The 23579-nt window shown below is 45.0% G+C and carries 25 protein-coding genes and 1 rRNA gene; 12 read left to right on the top strand and 14 right to left on the bottom strand.

The annotated features are described in order from the left end of the window. Positions 1-62: 62 nt before the first annotated feature. From B143_RS0104570 to B143_RS0104530, 9 genes are read right to left on the bottom strand one after another with little or no spacing between them, the layout of a single operon-like run. A complete protein-coding gene (locus B143_RS0104570; RefSeq protein ID WP_008316825.1) occupies positions 63-959 on the bottom strand; it encodes a ParB/RepB/Spo0J family partition protein in 897 nt (298 codons plus the stop codon). Between the two features lie 15 nt (positions 960-974). Further along, positions 975-1748, bottom strand: coding sequence for a ParA family protein (locus B143_RS0104565; RefSeq protein WP_008316824.1), 774 nt, complete (start codon positions 1746-1748; stop codon positions 975-977). Between the two features lie 51 nt (positions 1749-1799). Beyond that, positions 1800-2429 carry a 16S rRNA (guanine(527)-N(7))-methyltransferase RsmG gene (gene rsmG / locus B143_RS0104560; protein ID WP_018122386.1) on the bottom strand — a complete coding sequence of 210 codons (630 nt, stop codon included), beginning with the start codon at positions 2427-2429 and terminating at the stop codon, positions 1800-1802. 14 nt (positions 2430-2443) lie between these two features. Beyond that, positions 2444-3625, bottom strand: coding sequence for a molybdopterin molybdotransferase MoeA (locus B143_RS0104555; protein WP_018122385.1), 1182 nt, complete (start codon positions 3623-3625; stop codon positions 2444-2446). Beyond that, the gene (mobA, locus tag B143_RS0104550) at positions 3619-4218 is read right to left on the bottom strand and encodes a molybdenum cofactor guanylyltransferase (RefSeq protein ID WP_018122384.1); all 600 of its coding nucleotides are present in this window, start codon (positions 4216-4218) and stop codon (positions 3619-3621) included. Before mobA ends, B143_RS0104555 begins: the two co-directional genes overlap by 7 nt. After that, complete coding sequence (locus tag B143_RS0104545; protein ID WP_018122383.1) at positions 4211-4669, bottom strand: molybdenum cofactor biosynthesis protein MoaE; 459 nt, start codon at positions 4667-4669, stop codon at positions 4211-4213. The genes mobA and B143_RS0104545 overlap by 8 nt, the downstream gene beginning before the upstream one ends. Continuing rightward, positions 4670-4918 carry a MoaD/ThiS family protein gene (locus B143_RS0104540; RefSeq protein ID WP_018122382.1) on the bottom strand — a complete coding sequence of 83 codons (249 nt, stop codon included), beginning with the start codon at positions 4916-4918 and terminating at the stop codon, positions 4670-4672. It abuts the gene before it with no gap. 8 nt (positions 4919-4926) lie between these two features. Beyond that, positions 4927-5793: a metal ABC transporter permease gene (locus tag B143_RS0104535; protein WP_008316818.1), complete on the bottom strand. Its 867-nt coding sequence runs from the start codon at positions 5791-5793 to the stop codon at positions 4927-4929. A gap of 3 nt (positions 5794-5796) precedes the next feature. Beyond that, the gene (locus B143_RS0104530) at positions 5797-6546 is read right to left on the bottom strand and encodes a metal ABC transporter ATP-binding protein (protein ID WP_018122381.1); all 750 of its coding nucleotides are present in this window, start codon (positions 6544-6546) and stop codon (positions 5797-5799) included. Positions 6547-6695: 149 nt separating this feature from the next. Between B143_RS0104530 and B143_RS0104525 the strand changes: the two genes are divergently transcribed. The 9 genes from B143_RS0104525 (at position 6696) to B143_RS0104485 (ending at position 18646) form a co-directional block, all read left to right on the top strand. Further along, entirely contained in the window at positions 6696-7067 is a 372-nt protein-coding gene (locus tag B143_RS0104525; RefSeq protein WP_008316815.1) for a response regulator, read from the top strand. 10 nt (positions 7068-7077) lie between these two features. Further along, positions 7078-7536 (top strand): chemotaxis protein CheW, encoded by a 459-nt coding sequence (locus B143_RS0104520; protein ID WP_008316814.1) that lies wholly within the window; start codon positions 7078-7080, stop codon positions 7534-7536. A gap of 30 nt (positions 7537-7566) precedes the next feature. Next, positions 7567-9027, top strand: a complete 1461-nt coding sequence (locus B143_RS0104515; protein ID WP_018122380.1) for a methyl-accepting chemotaxis protein — start codon at positions 7567-7569, stop codon at positions 9025-9027. 58 nt (positions 9028-9085) lie between these two features. Then, positions 9086-13972, top strand: coding sequence for an Hpt domain-containing protein (locus tag B143_RS0104510; protein ID WP_018122379.1), 4887 nt, complete (start codon positions 9086-9088; stop codon positions 13970-13972). A gap of 9 nt (positions 13973-13981) precedes the next feature. Next, complete coding sequence (locus B143_RS0104505) at positions 13982-14320, top strand: PilZ domain-containing protein (RefSeq protein ID WP_008316807.1); 339 nt, start codon at positions 13982-13984, stop codon at positions 14318-14320. A 4-nt stretch (positions 14321-14324) separates the two neighbouring features. Further along, positions 14325-15107 (top strand): TatD family hydrolase, encoded by a 783-nt coding sequence (locus B143_RS0104500; protein ID WP_018122378.1) that lies wholly within the window; start codon positions 14325-14327, stop codon positions 15105-15107. Continuing rightward, complete coding sequence (gene hldE / locus B143_RS0104495) at positions 15107-16522, top strand: bifunctional D-glycero-beta-D-manno-heptose-7-phosphate kinase/D-glycero-beta-D-manno-heptose 1-phosphate adenylyltransferase HldE (protein ID WP_018122377.1); 1416 nt, start codon at positions 15107-15109, stop codon at positions 16520-16522. The genes B143_RS0104500 and hldE overlap by 1 nt, the downstream gene beginning before the upstream one ends. Before the next feature lie 70 nt (positions 16523-16592). After that, positions 16593-17645 (top strand): recombinase RecA, encoded by a 1053-nt coding sequence (gene recA / locus B143_RS0104490; protein WP_008316802.1) that lies wholly within the window; start codon positions 16593-16595, stop codon positions 17643-17645. Positions 17646-17716: 71 nt separating this feature from the next. Beyond that, the gene (locus B143_RS0104485) at positions 17717-18646 is read left to right on the top strand and encodes an RluA family pseudouridine synthase (RefSeq protein ID WP_008316801.1); all 930 of its coding nucleotides are present in this window, start codon (positions 17717-17719) and stop codon (positions 18644-18646) included. A 39-nt stretch (positions 18647-18685) separates the two neighbouring features. Here B143_RS0104485 and B143_RS0104480 read toward each other — a convergent pair whose 3' ends face one another. The 3 genes from B143_RS0104480 to B143_RS0104470 form a co-directional block, all read right to left on the bottom strand. Beyond that, the gene (locus tag B143_RS0104480; protein ID WP_008316800.1) at positions 18686-18895 is read right to left on the bottom strand and encodes a bacterioferritin-associated ferredoxin; all 210 of its coding nucleotides are present in this window, start codon (positions 18893-18895) and stop codon (positions 18686-18688) included. A gap of 103 nt (positions 18896-18998) precedes the next feature. Beyond that, positions 18999-19919 (bottom strand): hypothetical protein, encoded by a 921-nt coding sequence (locus tag B143_RS0104475; protein ID WP_018122376.1) that lies wholly within the window; start codon positions 19917-19919, stop codon positions 18999-19001. 13 nt (positions 19920-19932) lie between these two features. Continuing rightward, positions 19933-20259 (bottom strand): zinc ribbon domain-containing protein YjdM, encoded by a 327-nt coding sequence (locus B143_RS0104470; protein ID WP_018122375.1) that lies wholly within the window; start codon positions 20257-20259, stop codon positions 19933-19935. A 151-nt stretch (positions 20260-20410) separates the two neighbouring features. Between B143_RS0104470 and ubiA the strand changes: the two genes are divergently transcribed. From ubiA to B143_RS0104455, 3 genes are read left to right on the top strand one after another with little or no spacing between them, the layout of a single operon-like run. Then, the gene (gene ubiA / locus B143_RS0104465) at positions 20411-21292 is read left to right on the top strand and encodes a 4-hydroxybenzoate octaprenyltransferase (RefSeq protein WP_026165707.1); all 882 of its coding nucleotides are present in this window, start codon (positions 20411-20413) and stop codon (positions 21290-21292) included. A gap of 3 nt (positions 21293-21295) precedes the next feature. After that, on the top strand, positions 21296-21853 hold the full coding sequence (locus tag B143_RS0104460; RefSeq protein ID WP_018122373.1) for a cob(I)yrinic acid a,c-diamide adenosyltransferase: 558 nt from the start codon (positions 21296-21298) through the stop codon (positions 21851-21853). Between the two features lie 3 nt (positions 21854-21856). Further along, positions 21857-22534 (top strand): 4'-phosphopantetheinyl transferase family protein, encoded by a 678-nt coding sequence (locus tag B143_RS0104455; protein WP_018122372.1) that lies wholly within the window; start codon positions 21857-21859, stop codon positions 22532-22534. On the opposite strand, the gene B143_RS0104450 is transcribed toward B143_RS0104455, so the two are convergent. Both B143_RS0104450 and rrf read right to left on the bottom strand, forming a co-directional pair. Next, entirely contained in the window at positions 22531-22854 is a 324-nt protein-coding gene (locus B143_RS0104450) for an H-NS histone family protein (RefSeq protein ID WP_018122371.1), read from the bottom strand. The genes B143_RS0104455 and B143_RS0104450 overlap by 4 nt on opposite strands. A gap of 510 nt (positions 22855-23364) precedes the next feature. Further along, positions 23365-23480: ribosomal RNA gene (rrf, locus tag B143_RS0104440) — 5S ribosomal RNA — on the bottom strand. Positions 23481-23579: the final 99 nt, after the last annotated feature.

Below are 23579 nucleotides of genomic sequence, written 5' to 3'. Positions count from 1 at the left end.
TTAGCCTTTAAAGTCAATCTTTTTAACACTGATATTGAATAAAAAAGTTAACAGATGTCCATTTATTGGTCACGGATCTTTTGCAAAATCCCGTCTAACTGATCAAGAGAATCATAGTGAATAATCATCTTGCCTTTACCTTTCGGATTTGATTGAAATCCAACTTTCGCACCAAAATATTCACTCCAGGCGTTTTCCAATTTTTTCACATCATTGTCCACTTTTTTTGTGGCGGCTTTCTCAGTCTTTTGTGTGCGGGCAGCCACAATGCGTTCAACGTCACGCACTGTTAGATTTTCTGCCATAATGCGCTCAGCTAACTGCACTTGCTCTGCATGTGACAAAGAGAGCATTGCGCGGCCATGCCCCATGTCGAGCAATTTGTCTAATAACCATGTTTGCACTTGAGGCGCTAACTCTAATAAACGCACCACATTGCTCACCGATGAACGCGAACGACCAATCAAATCGCCCACCTCTTGATGGGTTAAATCAAATTCACTGATGAAACGTGCAATCGCTTCTGCCTCTTCAATTGGGCTTAAATCTTCGCGCTGAATGTTTTCAATGAGTGCAACCGCCAATGCTTCTTGATCCGTCAAAGACTGCATGATCACGGGCACTTTTTCAAGTTTAGCAATCTGCGAAGCTCGCCATCTGCGTTCACCGGCTAAGATTTCATATTTTTTCTGACCATCACGCAAAACTTCACGCACCACAAGCGGCTGAATGATCCCTTGAGAGCGAATGGAATCGGCCAAAGTTTCAAGCGCATGGGCATCAAACACTTTACGTGGCTGATAAATCCCCGGCACTAAAAACTCAATCGGCAACTCTTTAATGGCGCCTAAAATGGCTTCTGATGATGGTTTGTCTTTATTATTTGTGTGCGCATCCATGGGTAATTTTGTTTTATTCAACAAAACATCCAATCCGCGACCTAATCCACGCTTTTTCAAATCAGTTTCCTCAGTTTATCTTCGTTTGCTTCGGCGGCTGATCTCTTTCGCCAATTCTGCATATGCCACAGCACCTTTTGATGCTGCATCATATTTGACAATGGATTCACCAAATCCGGGCGCTTCGGCTAAACGCACGTTACGCGGAATGATGGTTTCCAATAATTGATCCCCAAAGTGGGCTTGTAAGTTTTCAGACACTTGTAGTGACAAGGCATTGCGGCCATCGTACATGGTGCGCAAAATCCCCAAAATGGATAAATTTGGATTCGTGGTGCTTTTCACTTCTTCCACCGTGCCCATCAATGCTGACAAACCTTCAAGCGCATAATACTCACATTGCACAGGCACAACCGCATAATCCGCAGCTGTTAACGCATTGAGTGTGAGCATGTTTAAAGAAGGCGGGCAATCGATGATGATGTAGTTAAAGTTACTTTGAATGCTCGCAAGTGCTTCTTTGAGCACAAATGCGCCCTGCTCTCTTTGCGTCAATAACACTTCTGCGCCCGTTAAATCACCATTTGCACCAATTAAGCGAATGGCATTTTCATCAAGCTCAATGATCGCTTCATTGATGGGCACATCGTCTAGTAATAGATCCACAACGCCCAATTCTAATGAATGCTTATCCACGCCCATGCCTGTGGTGGCATTGCCTTGCGGATCTAAGTCTAACAACAAGACATTAGGACGCGCTTTCATGCTTGCTAAAGAAGCCGCTAAGTTAACAGCCGTCGTGGTTTTGCCCACGCCACCTTTTTGATTTGTTACTGCTATGATTGCCACTCGAATATCCTACTCATCAAATTATTAATATTACGCGGGGAGTATATCAAATTACGCGCGCGACAAAAAAACCAAATGTCTGGCATCACTCAATCGCGGCACTTTCAATTCAACCACATTGGTTTGATATTCACCGTTGGCAAACTGCCATTCACTCGGCGTAATGTGACCTTTCATGGCAGCAAATACCCCCTGCCCTGCCAACAAATGCTCTGACCAATGCACCATGTCTTCAGCACTGGCAAAGGCGCGCGATAAAATCACATCAAACAATTCAGTGGGATGATAATCCTGCACACGCGAATGGATGATCTCAACATTTTGAATGCCAAGCTCCATTTTCATCTGCGTCATAAAGCGCGTGCGTTTACTATTGGTGTCTAGCAATGTGAAATGGGATTCAGGCATGGCAATGGCAAGTAAGAAACCTGGTAAACCTGCACCTGTGCCCACATCAATCAAGCGATCATGTTTAATGGCTTCTAAATGCGGTACCAAAACAAGCGAGTCAAACAGATGTTTCACCACCATTTCATCGGGCTCAGTGATTGAGGTTAAGTTATACGCTTTGTTCCATAAACGGATGCCATTTAAGTAATGGGTCCAAGCTTTGACTTTTGCCTCATCAAAGGCAAATCCTTCTGCGCTGAGCGCTTGCTGAATGTATTCAGTTGTGATCATAGTGTGACTTTATATTAATGAATGGGATAAAAATTAAGGGTCATGCCTTCGCTGACGGCCGTATTTGGCGTGATTTCAATTAAGCAATTGGCCACGGCTAAGCCTGATAGCATTGCAGAGCCCTGCCCTTTAGCAATCGTCAAATCAAAGCCGCCATTCGGATTCTCTGTGTACATGCCACGCAAGAATTCGCGGCGCGGCTCTAATTTTTCGCGCTCAAAATGGGCAGTGCCTTTCATAAAAGTGGCAGCGGTTGCGCCAATACTCTGCTGTAAAAATGGATAGACGAAGAGATAAAACGTCACATACGCAGAGACAGGATTGCCCGGCAACATAAAGACATGCGCATTGCCAATTTTGCCCCAACCAAAAGGTTTGCCGGGTTTAATGGCAATCTTCCAACCGTTGAGTTCGCCCACTTCTGCAATGGCTTTGCCCACGTGATCTTCTTCCCCCACTGAAGCGCCGCCACTTAATAAAATGACATCATGCTGCGCTGCTAATGCAAGCAACGTGGCTTTGGTTTCTTCATAATTGTCTTTAATGATGCCGCCATCAAACACATGATGTTGTTTTTTCAACCATGCTTGAAGCATAAAGCGGTTGGCATCATAAATTTTGCCAGGGCTCAATGCTGTTTCTTGGGGAATCAATTCGCTGCCTGTGGATAAGACGGCAATTGACAATCCATCAAACACGGGAATCGTGGCATAACCTTGGGATGCACATAAAGCGATCGTGGCTGCCGTCATTTCGCGGTGTTTTGCCAACAATAAATCGCCCTTTTTCACCTCTTCGCCCTGATAACGAATGTTCATATTCACGCGATAAGGCTCGGCTAAATGGATCTCATCTGCCACACGTTCGACATGCTCTTGCATGATCACCGTGGTGGCGCCTTTTGGCGTGGGTGCGCCTGTAAAAATACGCACCGCTTCCCCTGCTTGCAATGTCATCGGTGCTAAATCACCAGCAGCAATGCGCCCGATCACTTTAAACGCTAATAAATCGCCATTCGGATCACACACGGCGTAACCATCCATCGCGCTGTTATCAAAGAGCGGTGCATCATAATGCGCCACTAAATCTTCGCTCACATAATGGCCTAAACTGTCCACCAATGAAGCTTGACGAGTTTTAGATGGCAACTGAACCGCTTTTGCCAATTCTTCGAGTGCGACATGAAAATCTAACATGTTTTGTCCTTTAAAATTGTTGCGATGCGCTCAAGCGCCGCCGAATCATTGCCATTGATAAAGGCTGTCGGATCGGCAAACGGCACAGCACCGCTGTTCATTTGTGTTAAAAAATCGCGAATTCTACGTTTCTGATTTCTCAATAATTGCGTCAGCTCCGGTAAACATCGCCCCTTGACCATCAATACACCATAATGATCACGCTCGCCATCAGATGGCCACACCGCATCAAGTTGATGCGTGCGTAAATAATCTTGCTGCACAGCCACTAAATCACGCGGCAACAGCGGTAAATCACAAGTCACCACTTGAATGAGATCATCGGCATCCACATACGGGATTAAACTTTGTAAGCCCGCCAGCGGCCCATCACGATAAAATTCAGGCTGATCTTCAATGATGTTTACGCAAATGTTTCGATACTCAGCTTGATCATGATTCGCGGATAAATACACCACATCCACCTGCGGCGCAAGGCGGTCATACACATGCGCCGCCAAAGGTTTACCGGCAATGTCCACCAAGCCTTTATTAACGCCACCTAAACGGCTGCCTGCGCCACCTGATAAAATGAGCCCGATGATTCTACTCATGCCAACGCTGCTTACGCTGTTGATCACTCACTTTTGCTTCCACCCAGTGATCTGTGTTGTCGTTAAACACCTCTTTTTTCCAAAAAGGTGCATCTGCCTTGAGATAATCCATGATGAATTCTGTGGCATGAAACGCCGCTTCACGATGTGACGCAATCGTTGCCACTAATACAATCGGTTCACCCACAGGGATTTCCCCCACGCGATGCACCACACGGCAACCGGTAATCGGCCAGCGCGTTTTGGCAATCTCAATGATGCGTAAAATCTCGCGCTCCGTCAGCCCTGCATAATGCTCTAAAAAGAGTGCACGCAAATCTTTGGCATGATCATGCCCACGCACATAACCCACAAAGCTGCTTGATGCGCCAATGTTATGGGCATCTTTCATCAATCGCGCCAATTCATCATCATGGACAAATTTTTCCGTTTGAATCACCACCGTAAACATTTAGCCTCCTGTCACAGGCGGTAAAATCGCCACGCGATCCCCAGATTGAATGTTGGTGGCTTGATAAATGATCTCATCATTGACCACCACACGAAACACGCGCTCTGGCGCCAATGCCGCTTGCCATTCATCACTTCTGGCACGCAGCGCATTTAATAATGCATCCGTGTCACCATTTGCCCATTCGATGGACTCTTCTGTCACACCTAAACGATCTTTTAACACACCAAAATATTGAATTGTGATCATGTCATCTCCTACGCGGTTTTGTGTTTTAAACGAAACACTCGCGTTAAAATGCCCCCTGATCGACCAAAGAGCAGTGAAAAAAAGTAGATGATGCCCGCCACGCCAATGATGGCAGGTCCACTTGGCACATCTAAATAAAATGAGGACAACAAACCAAAGTATGCGATCAAAAAGCCTAAAATGACGATCACGATGAATAATCCTTCAATGGATCGCACCCATAATTGCCCAATAATGACCGGCAGCATCAATAATCCCACCGCCATCAATGAGCCGAGCGCCTGAAAGCCTGCGATGAGATTAATCACCACGATGAATAAGAAAATGGCGTAATAACTGATGCCGCGAATCTTCATGGATTGTAAAAAAATCGGGTCAATGATGAACAGCACGAGCGGGCGATAAATGATCGCAACGGCTAACAGCGTGATGCACATGATCGCCCATAAAAAGACCAACATTGCGTTATCAATGGTTAACACTGAGCCAAATAAAATGTGCAATAAATCCACTTGGGAGCCAATTTTTGAGATGATCACAACGCCAATGGCCAATGAGATCAAATAAAACGCCGCAAAGCTTGCATCCTCATTAAGCTTTGTAAAGCGCGACACCACAAAAGCCAACAGTGCAATGAGTGCACCAGCAATCACGCCGCCAATGCCCATCGCCACAAGATTAAAACCATAAAACATAAAGCCCAATGCAATCCCCGGCAAAATGCCGTGACTTAAAGCATCCCCCACCAAACTCATGCGGCGCATCACCAAAAAGCTGCCCACAATGCCCGATGAGATCGCCACCATCAAAGAGGCTAACAATGCGCGCTGCATAAAGGGAAACGTGATGAAAGGCGTGATGAAAAAATCCCACATGTTTTATGATTCTCCCGATTGAGGTGTTGAACAAACATCCGCATGATCATCCCAATAGAGGGAGGCTGAATAGGCTTTTTCAAAATTTTGTTCGGTTAATACTGCTTTTGTTGCGCCAAATGCCACTTTCTCACACGCCATCATTAATGTGTAATCAAAATGCTCTTTAGCCACATGAAAATCATGAATCACCGCAATCACTGTTTTGCCCTGTTTGCGCCAATTGTTAATGACGCTGCATAAATCCAAATTTGTTTTTGCATCCACCGCATTAAAGGGCTCATCTAATAAAATCACATCGGCATCTTGCACAATGATGCGCGCAAAAAGCGCACGCTGAAATTGTCCATTTGATAAATTATTAATGGTGCGGTTTTCAAAGCCCGTTAAACCCACAATGGCCAGAGCTTCTGCCACTTTTGCCATCGCCGATTTAGTGATTTTAGCAAATAATGAGCCGTGCGCCAAAAAGCCCGTGGCCACTAAATCTTCAACGGTAATGGGCAATGATCGGTCAATGTCTGATTGCTGCGGCAAATAGCTCACCGTTTCATCATGATGGAAGGTGACTTTGCCTTCATCGGGCGCAAGCATGCCCATCATCACTTTTAAAAGTGTGCTTTTACCTGCACCATTTGGGCCAATGATCGCATTGGTATAACCACAGGGAAAATCTACACTCACATGGTGCACCACAGGATGACGATGATAACTCACCGTCACATTGTCAACAGTAATACAAGGGTCCAACATTTCCGTCATCACTTTTTTATATCGATCGAGTAGTATAATATAAACCACAAACATTCGATAATGACATTTATATCCATATGTTTGCTTTATACCAAATCCATTTAAATCACGTATAATATTGCGATGAAATTTCAGGTTGCGAGTACATAATGAATAAAACAGCATTAATTATAGATGATAGTGCAACAGCTAGAATCGGCATTAAAAACATGCTCCAAAATTTGGGCTACACCGCGCATACGGCCAACAATGGCTTAGATGCCCTTGAGCGTGTGCTCAGCGTTCAACCGGATGTGATTTTATTAGATCTCTCGATGCCCGTTTTAGAAGGCACCGATGTGCTCTCTTTGCTCAAACAGCACTCAACCACACAAAAGATCCCCGTCATCATTTTATCTGGTAAAGAAGGCATTTGTGACCGCATGCGCGCGCAAACATTAGGCGCCGTGGGCTTTTTAGGCAAGCCTTGTAAGGCGGAGTTATTAACCGATCTATTGACTTCTCTCAATTTAACCGCATAAAGGCTGACGCATGAACATTAGAGGCATCGTTTACACCATCGATAACATTCTGTGCATCACCAAGATTGATGACATCTCAGAAGTGGTCCAAGGCATTAAACCTGCACCTGTGCCCTTGACGAAAGAGTGGTTAGTGGGCACGATTCAGTTGCGCGGGAACATCGTCCCCGTGACAGACATTTTAAAGTTTTCCAATCAATCCATCATCAACCGCTCTTCTGAACAGCATAAAAACAACATTTTAATCATTCAGAAAAATGAGTGGCAGTTTGGCATTAAAGTCAATCGTTTGATGGGGATTCGTGTCATCCGCGCAACGCAACAAGAAGCGCATCAATTGCCGCCTGAATTTTCAGGCGTGCCTGAGATTGTTCAAGGGATGTATGAGATCGATGAGGGTTATCTATACAATATCAACCTCACCAAATTGATCGATCATCCACAATTTATGCACCCAGAACTCCTATAGATCACGTTTAATTTAATGAGGCAAGCAACCATGTCCAAATCCAACAGTTTCTTTTCCACCCACATTCCCCACATTCTGTGCGCCATTGCATTGGTTGTGTTTACAGGTCTTAGCATTGCACTCATGATGAGTCAACATGATGAAACCTACGAAAATCGCAACAGCATTTTGCAATCTCAATTGACGAGCAGCCATTTAAATGAGAAAAATACCGTCAAATTGCTCAATGCCATCAAATCTGACAACGATGAGCAAGCCATCGAAGCTTTAGCAGAGCTTCAACAAAGCCTACAGGCACAAAATCAGAGCTTAGCGAACGTCAATCAAAGCCTTAAACAAGAGTCTGACACTGTAGAATTTCACGGCCTTCAATTGCCAAGCTATACCATCTACATTTTATGGGGATTGGCAGCATTGAGCTTGTTGATTTTATTGGTGTTAATGTCCCGCAATAACAACGCCGTTTCTGTGGAAGACACACAATCTTTACACGCACAGCAGCACACGCAGCAAGCTTTACTTGAATTTTTAGAAGTGATTCAAGCCCTCTCTGAAGGTGACTTGACGGTACAAGCCCAAGTCTCCGATGACATCACAGGCACACTCGCAGACTCCTTTAACTACTCCGTTGAAGAGCTTCGTAACCTTGTATCAATGGTGAATCAATCCACAAAGAAACTCTCTGAAGCTGTTGGCGATTCATCAACGGTGGCAGAAGACTTGATCAATGCCTCCACAGAACAGGCACGCCGTATTGCAGAGGCATCAAACACCGTGATTCACGTCACAGAAGCAATGATCGATGTATCGGATCAAACATCCTCTGCGGTTGACATTGCGATGAGCTCCACAGAAGTGGCGCGCTCCGGTTCTGAACGTGTGCGTTCAACCATTTCTGGTATGGATCAAATTCGTGATCACATCCAAGAAACGTCTAAACGCATCAAACGCTTAGGTGAATCGTCTCAAGAGATTGGGGACATTGTTGAACTCATCAACGACATCGCGGACCAAACGCACATTCTCGCATTGAACGCCTCCATTCAAGCGGCGGCAGCCGGTGATGCTGGCCGAGGCTTTGCAGTGGTTGCCGATGAAATCCAACGCTTAGCTGAACGTACGGGTAACGCAACACGCCGCGTTGAAAACATCGTTAAAGCGATCCAAACTGATACCAACGAAGCGATCTTTGCGATGGAAAAAAGCACCAGTGAAGTGGTCAATGGTGCGAACTTAGCAGAACGCGCAGGTGAATCCTTGAACGAAATTGAATCGGTTTCCACACAATTGGCTTCTATGATTCAAAACGTCTCTAAATCTTCACGCGAAGTTTCCTCATTAGGTAACAAAATGAAAGACAGCATTGACTCCATCAAAAAATTGACGGAACAAAACGTAACGAGCACACAAATCACCAATCGTTCAGTTGAAAAAATCAACGAATTGGCCAATGAGTTACGCGAATCCATCAGTGGCTTTAAAATCAAATAAATCAATTGAGCATCCAAAGGGGCATTTGCCCCTTCACATCGAACATAGGAACTAATCAATGGCAGCATTGCGTGATGAGTTAACAACAGCAGTTAAACGTTTACGAGCATTTTTAATTCGTAAGATTTGGAGCACCTCGTCCTCGGAAAAAAACCAACAAGCTGTGGATTCATTTGACATCGAATCACTCCTTCAACTCATTGAACATGATCCTGAACATGCCGCGATTTGGCAGCGCTTTTATGCCTTTCATCAGCGCCGTGATCAGCGTTATTTTCAGCACAATGAGCAAAAGCGGATTCATGCCCTCATCCAATGCCTTAAACAGATCGAGCAGGGTCATTTCCCAAGCAGTGAAGCCATGGTTGCACACTTTGATGCCCTCAACATTGCCCCAATGGTACCGCCTGTGCGTCAAGCCGTTGTGGAAACGATCGAAAGTGCCCCTGAGGTCATCGCAGCGCCTGCACCGATCGATGCTGCCCTTCATGATCTGCCCATCGATGTGTTACAAAAATTGATTTTAGAGATCAATACGCAAGGACAATTGCCAGAAGATGCTAAGGCACTGCTTGCCCCTTATCATGCGGCATTGTCCGACATCTATCCCGATGCTCCCGATATCCATCATGCATCCCCCGAACAGCAATTGATTGCCGTCATTCAATTGGTGGACTTCTTTGAGCATTCAGCTGCCCTTCACCATTATGGCTTTGGGGATCACTTTGCGACAGATCTTGCGGATCGCCAATCCTTAATGACGCACAAGCGTTATTTTGATGCCATTGAACGCTTGAAAAATGCGCCTAAAGAGAACACAAAATATCTCAAAGATGTACATGATTTAGTGAGTGCTGCGCAATCAAAACTCCTATTTGTGCCATCCGATGCCACACTGACGCTTTGTGAACGCTTCATTGATGAGGAAAATGCACAAAATGCTGCGCGCGTTTTATCCGCTTTACACACTGAGTTGAGAGGAATACTGAATGCCTACATTCAAAAGGCTGCACCAGTTGTTGAGGCGCCATCGATGGTTGACACAGCTGTCAGCACAATCTCTGAACACACCAAGCATCCTTATTACATCGCTGGCCGATTAATGCCAACCTTTAAAGAGTGCCCTCAATACGATGATGAATTGATCGCAGAACTGAAAGAGAGCTTCTTAGAAGAGTCTGAAGATGAGATCTTCCCGCTGATTGAAATTGCCGTACAAAATCTACGTGCCAATCCTTATAAAGAAACCGATATTTTGGATCTTCGCCGCTGTTTCCATACATTAAAAGGCAGCGGTTACACCGCATCAATGCCCATCATTGGCGAGATCGGTTGGCAAGTTGAACGCGTCATCAATGGTGTGCGTGATAATCATTATCCTTTCAGTGACGCCATTTTACATCATGCATTAGATGGCTATGATGCCATTCGTGCATTGATCGCCCATCCATCCGAAGACACCACAGAGCTTGAACGCATTGCCTATCAAGCCCAATATTTGATTGATCACAAAGGTCAGGTCGATCCTGCCGATGTCTCAATGCCCTCTGAGGCCATTGAACCCGCGCCCGTCGCTAGCAATGACACCACAGAGCACTTTGAAAACTTTGATGCCATTCCTTTTGGATATGTGTCACCTTATCACCTTGAAGGCAGCGCTGAAGCAGAACCTTCTGAAGCCGCACAATTAGATGAAGATTTAGTTGTGGTACTCAAAGAGAACATGCTCGAAGAGACGCAGCGCGAAATTTTGCCTGCCCTCAATGATGTTTCAAGCGCTTTCTTAAAAGATGCCGCCACACAAAGTGATTTTGAACGTGCACGCCGCGCCTTTCATACCATTAAAGGCAATGCCCGCATGATCGGGCTCAATGTGCTTGGTGAAATCACAGGCACGGCAGAAAAATTGTTGGATAAAATCCTATCGGGCGCCCATAAATTAACACCCGCCACCACCGCGCATTTAGCGGACATTTACTTGATGGTGAAGGCACAAATTTCCAATCAAACCGTGCCAGATGAAGAGATTGCGCGCTTACTCAATCAAGGCAACATGCTCTTAGCCCACAAAGGGGATTTATCAGCGTTTTTAAATGTCGCGCCGCCTGTTGTCAGCATCGTGCCAGAAGTCATCAACGAGGCTGAAACCGATCCAAACCCTGCCTCCACAGAGGACCTCATCTCAGAAAAACGTCAAGCGATGTTTGAGAACATTCAAAGCGTGATCGAACAGAGCGAAATGCATGAGCGTGACTATAAGCTTCATGATGAAGAGCTCAATCTCACCAATGAAGAACTCAGCCAAAAACTGATCTCAGGCTTCACCAAGTGCGAAACGCGTACCTACTCAACCTTAAAACGCTACAGCCAAGATGTGGGCTTATGTTTGTTGCATCCGAATTTCTCACAAGAATTTCCGCTGCATCAATCCCTCATTTCAGCCTATCATAAGCATCTACTCTTGTTCCGTGCCCATGGCTTGACACCATTAGATGAACGTTTGATCTTCTGGGGTAAAGTGCTGACGGCCGTTTTAACCATCATCAAAACCAATACCATTGATGCAAAAATCGCGCAAAACTACATCGATGAGTTGCAAAAGCCGATTTTAACCATCGAGCAAGCCGAGGCATCGCCTGCGCCACAACCCATCGCAGAGACGCAAGAAGAAATTGACCCTGAAATCATGCAAGCCTTCACAGAAGAAGCCCATGAAGTGCTTGAACAGGCCGATGAACTCATTCAAGCGTGGCAAGGCGAAAACTTTAACCCACAATCGGATCTCATTTCTGAATTGCGCCGCCAAATGCACACCTTAAAAGGAGGTGCGCGCATGGTGGGCAAAGAGGGCTTAGGTCAGCTCAGTCATGCCCTTGAATCCTTGTTAGACGCCAATTACATCACGCTCTTTGACTCCGATCCTAAACGATTTGAAGTGTTACAGCGCGCCCTTGATCATTTGCAAGTGTTGCTTGAAAGCCCCGCAAAAACTTTAGATCGCGAAGGCTTTAACCTTCTCTCTGCCCTTCATCTGCTCCTTGGCCATGAGAATCCGCCCGAGATGAACATTGAAGGCGAGGTCATCACAGAGAGCAATGCCACCGTGGTTTCTGAACAAACGGCCATTGCTGCACAGGCAGAACTCAGTACCTTAAAAATCACGCCGATGCAGTTATCACGCATCAGTGAAAAAGTCTCTGAAAATAACATCCTCACCACGCAGTATAATAATGCCGTTTCTAGCATCATCAATACGCTCTCTGAGCTGACGCGCACCATGCAATATCTGAATATGACGGCGCGAAACATTGAGATTGAAACAGAAGCACAAATGATCTCTCGCCATGCCAAAGCCTCACAAAATAAAGAGAGTTTTGACCCATTAGAACTTGATCAATTCTCTGAATTACAGCATTTGGCGCGCTCGATCTCTGAATCGATTGAAGATGTGAACGAATTCCACCGCCACATTGCTGAATCTGTAGAATCCATGAATGCGTCTTTGTCGAAATTCTCCGGCAATCAGACGTTGATTTCAGACACCTTAACCGACATCGGTACAGTGAGCTTTAATCACATTGTGCCGCGTTTACGCCGCATCGTGCGTCAGGTGAGTAAATCTAACAATAAACAGGTGGATTTAGTGGCCATTGGCGCCGATACGCAGGTGGAGCGCTTGGTGCTTGAGCAAATGACCGCGGCCTTTGAACACATGATCCGCAACGCCATTGTCCATGGCATTGAATCACCTGAAGAGCGCATCAATGCAGGCAAATCACCGAATGGCACCATCACGTTACGCGTCATGAAAACCGGCTCTGATTTGTCGATTGAAATCAGTGATGATGGCCGCGGTTTTAATGTGGAAAAAATCCGTGAAAAGGCCATTGCACAAGGATTGGTGACAGAAGCGCACACCTTAACAGATCATGATCTGGTGAATTTGATCATGTTGCCAGGCTTTACCACTGCCACTAAACTCTCGCAAGATGCAGGGCGCGGCGTGGGGCTCGATGTTTTAGCCAAAGCGATGACGATCCTCAAAGGCAATGCAGAATTATCCTTTGTGCCCAATCAAGGTGTGACCTTTAAAATATCCATTCCTGCCACCTTAATGATTGTGCAATCCTTGATCGTGAGCGCAGATGGACAAAAATATGCCATTCCGATTGATGACATCATTGGCGTGACGCAAGAGAAAGATGTGATCTTTGATCGCAAGCGCACGCACTTTGTTTATCACAATGAAAAATATGATGTCTATGACCTTGACCGCATCTATTCAGGCGCCCATGCTGGTCATTTAAACTATATTTATCTGCTCTTTGAATTCAATGGCCAGCCGATTGCGCTCGGCGCTGAATCCATCATCTCGCAGCTTGAGGTGATCATGCATCCACTCAATCCACAAATCGCCCACATTCCCGGTTTAACAGGCAGCGCAGTGACGCCAGATGGGGAAACCATTTTCACGGTGGACATTTCTGCCTTTACGAAAACGGACTTCAAACAAGCCCACAAGCGCGATCATGTCCAAGAGAAGATTCAAGAGAGCAAAGAAGCTCAACCGCACAAACCGCTTGTGATGGTGGTTGATGACTCAATTACCATGCGCCGCGTCAGTCAGCGCATGCTTGAACGCGCAGGTTATGAGGTGATTTTAGCCAAAGATGGTTTAGAGGCGATTGAAACACTCGTCAATGTCACGCCAGACTTAATCATGCTCGACATTGAGATGCCGCGCATGGATGGATTTGAGGTCTTAACCCGCATCCGCGAGACAGAAAAGCTTATGAAAACCCCTGTGATGATGGTAACATCTCGCTCAGGTGAGAAGCACCGCATGCGTGCATTTGACATTGGCGCTAATGAATATTGCGGCAAGCCGTATCAAGAGGAAGAGATCCTCAAAGTCATCGATCAATTATTGAATGCCAAAGCTTAAGGAGCTGATATGAGTGTTAAGCAAATGCAGCTAGAGTTCAAAGATTTTGAACAAGTTGCCAACGTTTATATGGATTTTGTGGTCGGCGGTGGTTTCTTCATCCCGATGCAAACTGTCAATTATCAATTGGGCGATGAAATCTTCATCGCGCTGATTTTACCGGATGATCCTGGCAAGCGTAATCCTGCCGCTACAAAAGTTGTTTGGATCAATACTGAAAATTCGCGCAAAGGAAAACCTGGGATCGGTGTACAATTAACGGGTATGAATGCAGGCCCTTTAAATGAGCGTTTGAAAAAATGCGTGGGTTCTGCCAAGAAAAAATCCCCGTTTACCTTAACGATGTAGTGATATGTTAATAGATTCCCATTGCCACTTAGATCGCATTGATCTGACCACATTTGACCATAACTTTGCCCATTTGATGCAAGCGAACCGCGAGGCGGACATCAGCCACATGCTGTGTGTGGCTGTGCATCCTGATGATTGGCAAAACATGGCGGATTTAACCGCGCCTTATGAAAATGTTTTTCTCTCCTTTGGCATTCATCCCGGGGACATTAAAGCAAAAGATTTAGATTTTGATGTGGCACAATTTGCGCCTTTTATGCAAGATTCCCGCGTCATCGCAGTGGGTGAGACAGGGCTTGATTACCATTATGGTGACAATCCTCAAGAGCAGCAAACGCTGTTTGCACGCCAAATTGAAGTGGCCAATTTACACAACAAACCCCTCATCATTCACACACGTGATGCAAGAGAAGATACAATTGCCATCATGAAGGAAAATCATGCCGATCGCTGTGGCGGCGTCATGCATTGCTTTACTGAGAATTGGGCAATGGCAAAAGCAGCATTGGATTTGGGCTTTTACATCTCCTTTTCAGGCATTGTGACCTTTAATAATGCACAAGAGTTGCGTGAGGTTGCCAAAAAAGTGCCCCTCGACCGTTTATTGGTGGAAACAGATTCCCCTTATTTGACGCCTGTGCCGTATCGCGGAAAAGTGAACTACCCTACCCGCGTGCATCACGTGGCACAAAAATTGGCGGATTTAAAAGAAGTGAGCTTTGACACCATGGCCAATGCAACGACAGAAAATTTTAAAACCCTATTTAAAGTGCTTGGGGGTTAATGATGAGCCAAGCTTTGATCACTGTGATTGGCGATTTAATGCTCGATCGCTATTGGTTTGGCGCTGCAAAACGCATCTCACCTGAAGCGCCGATTCCCGTCATCAACATTCAAGAGACAGAAGATCGTTTAGGCGGTGCGGCAAACGTTGCTTTAAACTTACGCTCACTCGATCAATCTGTGGTGCTTGCCGGTGCCATTGGCCATGATGCCGATGGTGAGCGCTTTATGGCATTGTGCGATGCGCATCACATTCCCACAGAATGCTGGACAAACCATGCACACCCAACCATCACAAAGCTTCGTATCATCAGCCGTCAGCAACATATGTTGCGCTGTGATTTTGAGGAAGCAGGCATCACCCATCAAACAGATGCAGCGTATCATGCGCGCTTACTCAAATGGATTGAGCAATCGGCCATTGTGATTTTATCGGATTATCAAAAAGGTTTTTTGAGTGATCCGGCCACTTATATCGCACATGCTAAAGCCCACAATATTCCTGTGATCATTGATCCAAAAGGATTGGACTTCACAAAATACCGCGGCGCAACACTCTTGACGCCGAATCGCTCTGAATTTGAAGCGATTGTTGGCATTTGTCCAACGGAAGAAGTATTCATTAAAAAAGCCGAAGCGCTGCGTGCAGAACTTGACTTAACTGCCCTACTCATCACACGCAGTGAAGAAGGCATGACGCTCATTCAAGCCGATGAAGCGCCCTTTACCATTCCAGCGAAAGCGCAAGATGTCTATGATGTCACAGGTGCTGGCGATACTGTGATTGCAACCCTTGCCGCCATGCTCGCCGAAGGCAAACCATTGACGGAAGCTTCTGTGATTGCCAACATTGCCGCCTCCATTGTGGTGGGTAAACTTGGCGCATCACAAGTGACGGTTGATGAACTCAATGCTGCCATCACGTCTCTTGAACGCGCACATCACTTAGTCTTAACGCTCGATGAGTTGCAAGCTGAGTTAAAAGCCGCCCGTGCCAATAATGAAACCATCGTGATGACCAATGGCTGCTTTGACATTTTGCACAAAGGGCATGTGACTTATTTAAATGAAGCCAGACAATTGGGCGATCGCCTCATTGTGGCGCTCAATTCTGATCGCTCCATCAAAGCACTGAAAGGCGACAATCGCCCCATTATGGATCAAGAGAGCCGCGCCACTGTGCTTGCCTCTTTAAGTGCCGTGGATTGGGTGATCATTTTTGATGAAGAGACGCCAGAAAACCTCATCAATGCATTGCTGCCCGATGTTTTGGTCAAAGGCAGTGATTACACTGTGGATCAAATTGCAGGGGCAAACGCCGTCCTCAATAATGGTGGACGTGTTGAATTGTTAAGCTTTGTGGACGGTTACTCCACCACAAAAGCGATCGAAAAAATAAAACATAACTCAAAGTAATATCACTATTTCTTGGTTATATTTATGTTATAATCGTTGTTAAATCTTTCTAATAATAAGGGTGACTTCAATGGATGAGAATAAACGCAAAGCACTCCAAGCCGCGCTTGGTCAAATTGATAAGCAGTTTGGTAAAGGCTCAGTGATGCGCTTTGGCGATCAAACTGAGAACACAGACATTATCCCTGTTTCCACAGGCTCATTAGGTTTAGACATCGCCCTTGGCATTGGTGGTTTACCTCGTGGTCGCATCATTGAAATTTATGGTCCTGAATCTTCAGGTAAAACCACATTGACTTTACACGCGATTGCAGAAGCACAAAAAGCCGGCGGTATGGCAGCATTCATTGATGCTGAACATGCGTTAGATCCTGTGTATGCGGCTAAATTGGGCGTGGATGTTGAGAACCTCTACATTTCTCAACCTGACAATGGTGAACAAGCCCTTGAAATCGCCGATACATTGGTGCGCTCTGGCGCCCTTGACATCGTGGTGATTGACTCTGTTGCTGCATTGACGCCAAAAGCGGAAATCGAAGGCGACATGGGGGATTCACACATGGGTTTACAAGCACGCTTGATGAGTCAAGCATTGCGTAAACTCACCGCAAACATCAAAAAATCCAATACATTGGTGATTTTCATCAACCAAATTCGTATGAAGATTGGTGTGATGTTTGGTAACCCTGAAACCACAACCGGTGGTAATGCCCTTAAATTCTATGCATCTGTCCGCTTAGACATTCGCCGCATTGGGTCGATCAAAAAAGGCGATGAAGTGATCGGTGCAGAAACGCGTGTGAAAGTGGTGAAAAACAAAGTCTCTCCACCATTTAAACAAACAGAATTTGACATCATGTATGGTGAAGGCATCTCTCGCGTGGGTGAAATCATTGATTTGGCTGTAAAAGCAGACATCATTGAAAAATCCGGTTCTTGGTACAGCTATGGTGACAAACGCATCGGCCAAGGTAAAGAGAATGTGAAACAATTCTTAAAAGACAATGCCGACATTGCACAAACAATTGAAAATCAAGTGCGTGAATACTTCCTTGCGCGCCCACTAGATGGCATAATGCTTGCGACCGATGAAGATGGTTTTGAAGCAGCCCTTGATGATTAATCCTTAATCATTCATACGCATACAAAAGCCACCGTCATCGGTGGCTTCCTTAATTTTGAGTACTGAAATTTATGTCTAATCCTGAAGAAACCCGCACACAAGTCCGCTTTGAAACTGTCAATGAACACCAAGATGGGCAACGTGTTGACAATTTTTTAATGGCACAATTTCGCACCTTACCGAAAAGTCGCATCTATCAAATGATCCGCAAAGGCGAAGTGCGTGTGAATAAAGGCCGCATCAAACCCGAAAGTCGCTTATCAGTCGGCGATGTGGTGCGCATTCCCCCAGTCTCCATCAATCCGGAAGCCGCCAATGAGATTCCTGCCTTCTGGAAAGAACGTTTACGCAACAGCATCATCCATGAGGATGATCGTTTACTCGTCATCAATAAGCCTTCTGGCATTGCGGTGCATAAAGGCAGCGGTTTGCCCTACGGTGTGATTGAAGTCTTGCGCGCGGCGCGTCCTGAACTTGAATTTTTAGAGTTGGTGCACCGCTTAGATAAAGACACCAGCGGCTGTTTAGTGTTGGCAAAAACGGGCAAGATTTTGCGCGAATTGCAAAAAGCCACCATGAAAAAACGTTATTTGTGCTTAGTCAAAGGCTTTTGGGACAAAGGCCGCTTTGATCAGCATGCCAAATTAGACATCGAAAACCGTGAACACGGCGAGCGTCATGTGGTGGTTTCTCCTAAAGGGAAAGACGCCCATACGCGCTTTAACATCATTGAGCATTATCCAAAATCTTCATTGTTAGAAGCAGAACTCTTTACCGGCCGCACGCATCAAATTCGTGTGCATGCCGCAAGTTTAGGTTTTCCATTGCTTGGGGATGATCGCTATGGGGATGTTGATGCCAACAAACGCATGAAGCAATATGGCTTAAACCGCATCTTTTTACATGCTCACAGCCTAATGATCGACATGCCGCCGTATGATTATGCTTTTAGTGCACCTTTACCGGATGAATTGAATCAATTCTTAAACAATATGCGCTAATCACACAAACAACAAAGCCCTGAATCTCAGGGCTTTATCTTATTCGGATTTTAAAATTTGCACTTGCCCTGCGGCCACCAATGGAATGGGCTCAGGATTAGGCAAGAACGAACACGCTGCATCTGCGCATTTACCGCAGCACGTGGCAACGCCTAAAGACATTTGGAGATCAGACAATTGTGTTGCACCGTTTGCAACTGCATCTTTAATCTCTGTATCAGTGATACCATTACAAATACAAATATACATACACAACCTCAATCAACTGGATTGATGAAATGATAGTGATAATCATTGCTATTTGCAAGTACTTTATTTATGAGATGCTTTTATCTTTTAAATCATCCGCCATTTAAAGGCGATGAATCCCATCAGCCACTTGATTTTCAATGAGCTGGCGATCATACACAGCTTTGACGGTGTGGCCATTCATCACGCCTTTATCGATCAACGGTTCGGCTAAATGTCCTTGGCGGATCAATGTCTCCTGAAGCGCGCGTACCTCATATCCTTCTGAGCCCATCAATAAGCGATCCGCTTGCCAACCTTGTGCAATGGCAGACAAATGACGCACATGCATCAACAAATATTGATACGGTAAATGAATCTCTAATTCTGACGGCACGGCAGATTGCCCAGCTAAAATACGAAATTGTTGATATTGCCCTGTGGGCATCGGTGTTTGATGAAAGCCTGAAATCACTTGGCAGCCTGCGGATAGAAAATCAGTCGATTCTGAACCTGCTGCATGAATGTGATCATTGGGCACGCAGCTGTCAAGCATCACAGCTTCGCCAAAGTCGCGCCAAGCCGGCACAGGAATCATGCGAGTCAGACGAAAAGCACCTTCCTCATTTGGGCGCCCATCGGGTTCATGCGCACCCACAAAATAGTGATACAGCCCTTGAGACAACTGATTGCTGATTTTTTTCAAAGGATATTGGCGCTGCTTTTGCACATTTTTGATGTGTGGCACAGTCGAGCCATTAAACACAGCAATTTTATGCTGCTTTCGATCCCAAATGCCGATCAAGCAACGCATGTGTTCATAATCTAATGTTTGCTCACGCACAGTGATGGCATTGAGCCATTGACCAAGCGGTGCATCGGTTGCGGCAGCACGTAAACCAAAGAGCACCCGATCGCCTTGCAAGCGATAATGGCACTGCTCTGCTAAACGCACCAAATGAGCCGATGACAGGACAAATGGCGCCTCACCATAGCCAAACGGTAAATGTTGGGTATCAATCTCACCCATAAATGGTGCTGTCATCGTGCTCTCCTTCTTACGCTTTTTTCATGAATTCAGATTTCAGTTGTAAACTTGTGCCATTCACTTTGCAATCTAAATTGTGATCGCCTTCAACGATGCGAATGTTTTTGATCATTGTGCCTTGTTTGACCACCATCGATGAACCACGCACTTTGAGATCTTTAATCACGGTGACAGAATCACCATCATGCAGTTCATTGCCATGAGCATCGCGCGCCGTTAACACATCTTCAGCATCATCCGCATCTGACCATTCATATGCACATTCTGGGCACACATAGTGCTCACCATCTTGGTAGGTATATTCCGAGTGACATTTCGGGCAATTGGGCATTGTCATAATATTTCTCCTAAAAAAGCCACCATAAAGCATGGACAGCCATTCTAAGCGGTTTGCCCAACATTAACAACCTGGGAAAACTCCCCATCACATGAGTGGAATGTAGTATCATAATCCTTTGTTCATTTCATTGATCGTTGTTGAATTCACCATGCTGACTTACAAACACATTCCTGATTATTTAAAATTGATCCGCTTTGATAAACCCATTGGCACGCTGTTATTGCTGTGGCCAACGGTTTGGGCTTTGTGGATTGCCAGTGATGGTGCGCCAGATCTTGGCATTTTAATCATCTTTGTGCTTGGCGTGTTCATCATGCGTTCAGCCGGTTGCATCATGAATGACATTGCCGATAAAGATTTTGACCCGCATGTTGAACGCACAAAAGATCGACCCTTAGCCGCGCGCCGTGTGACGGTCAAAGAGGCTTATCAGCTGTTACTCCTTTTTGTGGTTGTGGCATTTTTGCTGGCATTGATGCTCTCTTGGCAGACGATTTTGCTTTCCATTCCAGCCTTGATTTTGGCGCTCTCTTACCCATTTGCAAAACGCTATCACTCGCTGCCCCAAGCCCATTTAGGCATCGCATTTTCCTTTGGCATTCCGATGGCATTTATGCAAATCACCGGTTCAGTCCCGTTAGAGGCCTGGCTGATTTTTACCATGAACATTTTATGGACCCTCGCGTATGACACAGAATATGCCATGAGTGATCGTGAGGATGACAAATCCATCAACATTAAATCCAGTGCCTTATTGTTTGAACGTTTGCTTGGATCCCATGATTATTTCATCATCATCGGCATGCAAGTGGTGATCATTGCGCTTTTGATCACGCTTGGCATTTACCTACACTTTTCATGGCCTTGGTGGTGCACAGTTGCTGTTGTGGCGGGTTTATTCATCCATCACATTAATATGATCAAAGATCATGATCGCCTGCGCTGCTTTCAAGCCTTTTTACATAATAACTGGGTGGGTGCTGCGATTTTCTTGGGTTTAGTGGCGCAATATGCCTTGAATGCGGGATAATGTATGGGCAGTCGTTTATCTAAAATTGTGACAAAAACAGGCGATCATGGCGAAACTGGATTGATGGGCACAACGCGCGTCCTGAAAGATCATCCGCGCATTGAAGCCATTGGCTCAGCCGATGAGCTCAATGCCCAAGTTGGGCTATTGATGGCACATTTACCAGAATCCCTCAGAGAGATTCATCAAGAATTATTGATCATTCAGCACCATCTATTTAATGTTGGGGGTGAATTGGTGATGCCTGAATATGCCATGATGACAGCTGAAATGGTCACATGGCTAGAAACTCGCATTGTTCATTACAATGAGGCACTGCCCCATTTAAAAGAGTTTATTTTGCCGAGCGGATCATTGCCCACATGCCATGCTCATGTGTGTAGAACCGTCGCGCGCCGTTTAGAACGTACGATGGTGACACTCCATCAAGCGGAGCCTTTAAATGCTGAAATCCTTCAGTACATCAATCGTTTATCCGATTACTTTTTTGTGCTCGCGCGCACCCTTGCCTGCCACACACAAGATCATGAAGTGCTGTGGAACAAAGCTTTGACTGAATAATCTATGACGCAATGCATCATTACGTTGCCCATCAATGCTGATACACTCAATTGGGCACTGACTCATTATCCTACACAACAAGTGACGCAGTTTTCTGAGCGACGCAATCAATATTTACATCTGAGTCGCGCGATGCTGCGCCATTTATTGAGCAAGCATTTTGGCATTGATGCCTTACCGTCCATTGCTTATGGTGAACATGGCAAACCTTATTTTCAAGCGATACCCCACATTCACTTTAACATTAGCCACACCGATCATATGATGGCCATTGTCATCACAGACACGGGATGCGTGGGCATCGACATCGAGTGCATCAAAACCCGCCGCAACTTTTCTGGCTTAGCAGAGCGAGTATTCACAGCACATGAACGCGCATATTTAGCAGCTGCCAACAATTATCAGCAATGTTTTTTTCAGTTGTGGTCTGCAAAAGAAGCTTATCTTAAAGCCACCGGCACAGGATTATCTGGCTTAGTGGGTTTGTCATTAGATTTGACTCAAAATAGAGCCTATGGCGCACTTGAGAAAGGCACCTTATATTTAGCACAGGATGCTGACAAGATGAGCTTTGCACTCTATTTGCCAGAGAAAACAGCGCCCATCGTCCATTATTTCGATGGGCAAACATTCACGCTTGAACACATTTCATGGCATGCATTGATGTGTTCACATCATTAATCGCGAATTAAAAAATCATCCTTTGTTGCACCTTGTTCGATGAGATCACGCATCCAAATAGGCATTTTACCACGTCCGCTCCATTGAATCGACGGATCGGTAGGGTGACGATATTTCATTGGCACTTTGTTACTTCTAACGCCCATATCTTTTTCTGTATACACATCATCTAAACTTAAACCTGACTCTTGTAACAGATTCTCAATTTTCTGACGGATACTTTCAGCTTCTAGCTTCTTGCGCTCTTCAATCTCTTGGCTCACTTCCATCAAGATGCCTTCTAACTGAAGTAAAGAATACTTCTTATAATAAATTTTCATAAACTACCTGTTGATTTGGATCAAAACTACACATTATATAATACATAGAATATTATGTATTAATGCCATTTATTATACATAAATATACAACTCAATCTATAGTTTACAGTAGAATATTTCAGTAACTCATTCATAGAAAACAATAAATTGTTCATTGCCTAACTAAGTGTTACGAAATAATTATATATAAAATCGGACAGAGTTAATATTTATTATTTTAATGAGTTAATCTGTCGCTAAAAGCTGCCAATCGTCTCAACTTTTGCGAAGTTGCCTCATGTTAACAAATGGGAAAGAATCTTAATCATGCATCAATTCATATGAAATGAAAAATTTTATTCCCGCAGAATGGGAGATTAAATAATCATATTTTATCAAGTGATGTCCATCACAGTCTTTTTTGAAAAAGCTCTCAGTAAGCTTCAATATTATATCAAGACATATGATGATGCTATTTCCCCAGACAAATGAAAAAGCCCTCTTCGCTTGAAGAGGGCTATTCATGTTAGGCCCTGGAGATGACCTACTTTCACATGGGGAGGCCCCACACTATCATCGGCGCAGCTACGTTTCACTTCTGAGTTCGGAATGGGATCAGGTGGTTCCATAGCGCTATTGTCTCCAGGAAAACTAGTGGTTGTGTGATTTGATCACAGCAACAGCATTCTTTGGTTTAGTTGGTTCAGTCTAGCGACATCATTTGTTACATTTTTCTGAGACCTATT

It is taken from the genome of Wohlfahrtiimonas chitiniclastica DSM 18708 (assembly GCF_000375345.1).
Lineage (GTDB): Bacteria > Pseudomonadota > Gammaproteobacteria > Cardiobacteriales > Wohlfahrtiimonadaceae > Wohlfahrtiimonas > Wohlfahrtiimonas chitiniclastica.
The sequence above is the reverse complement of the archived record's forward strand: the minus strand, read 5'-3'. Positions and strand labels throughout refer to the sequence as shown.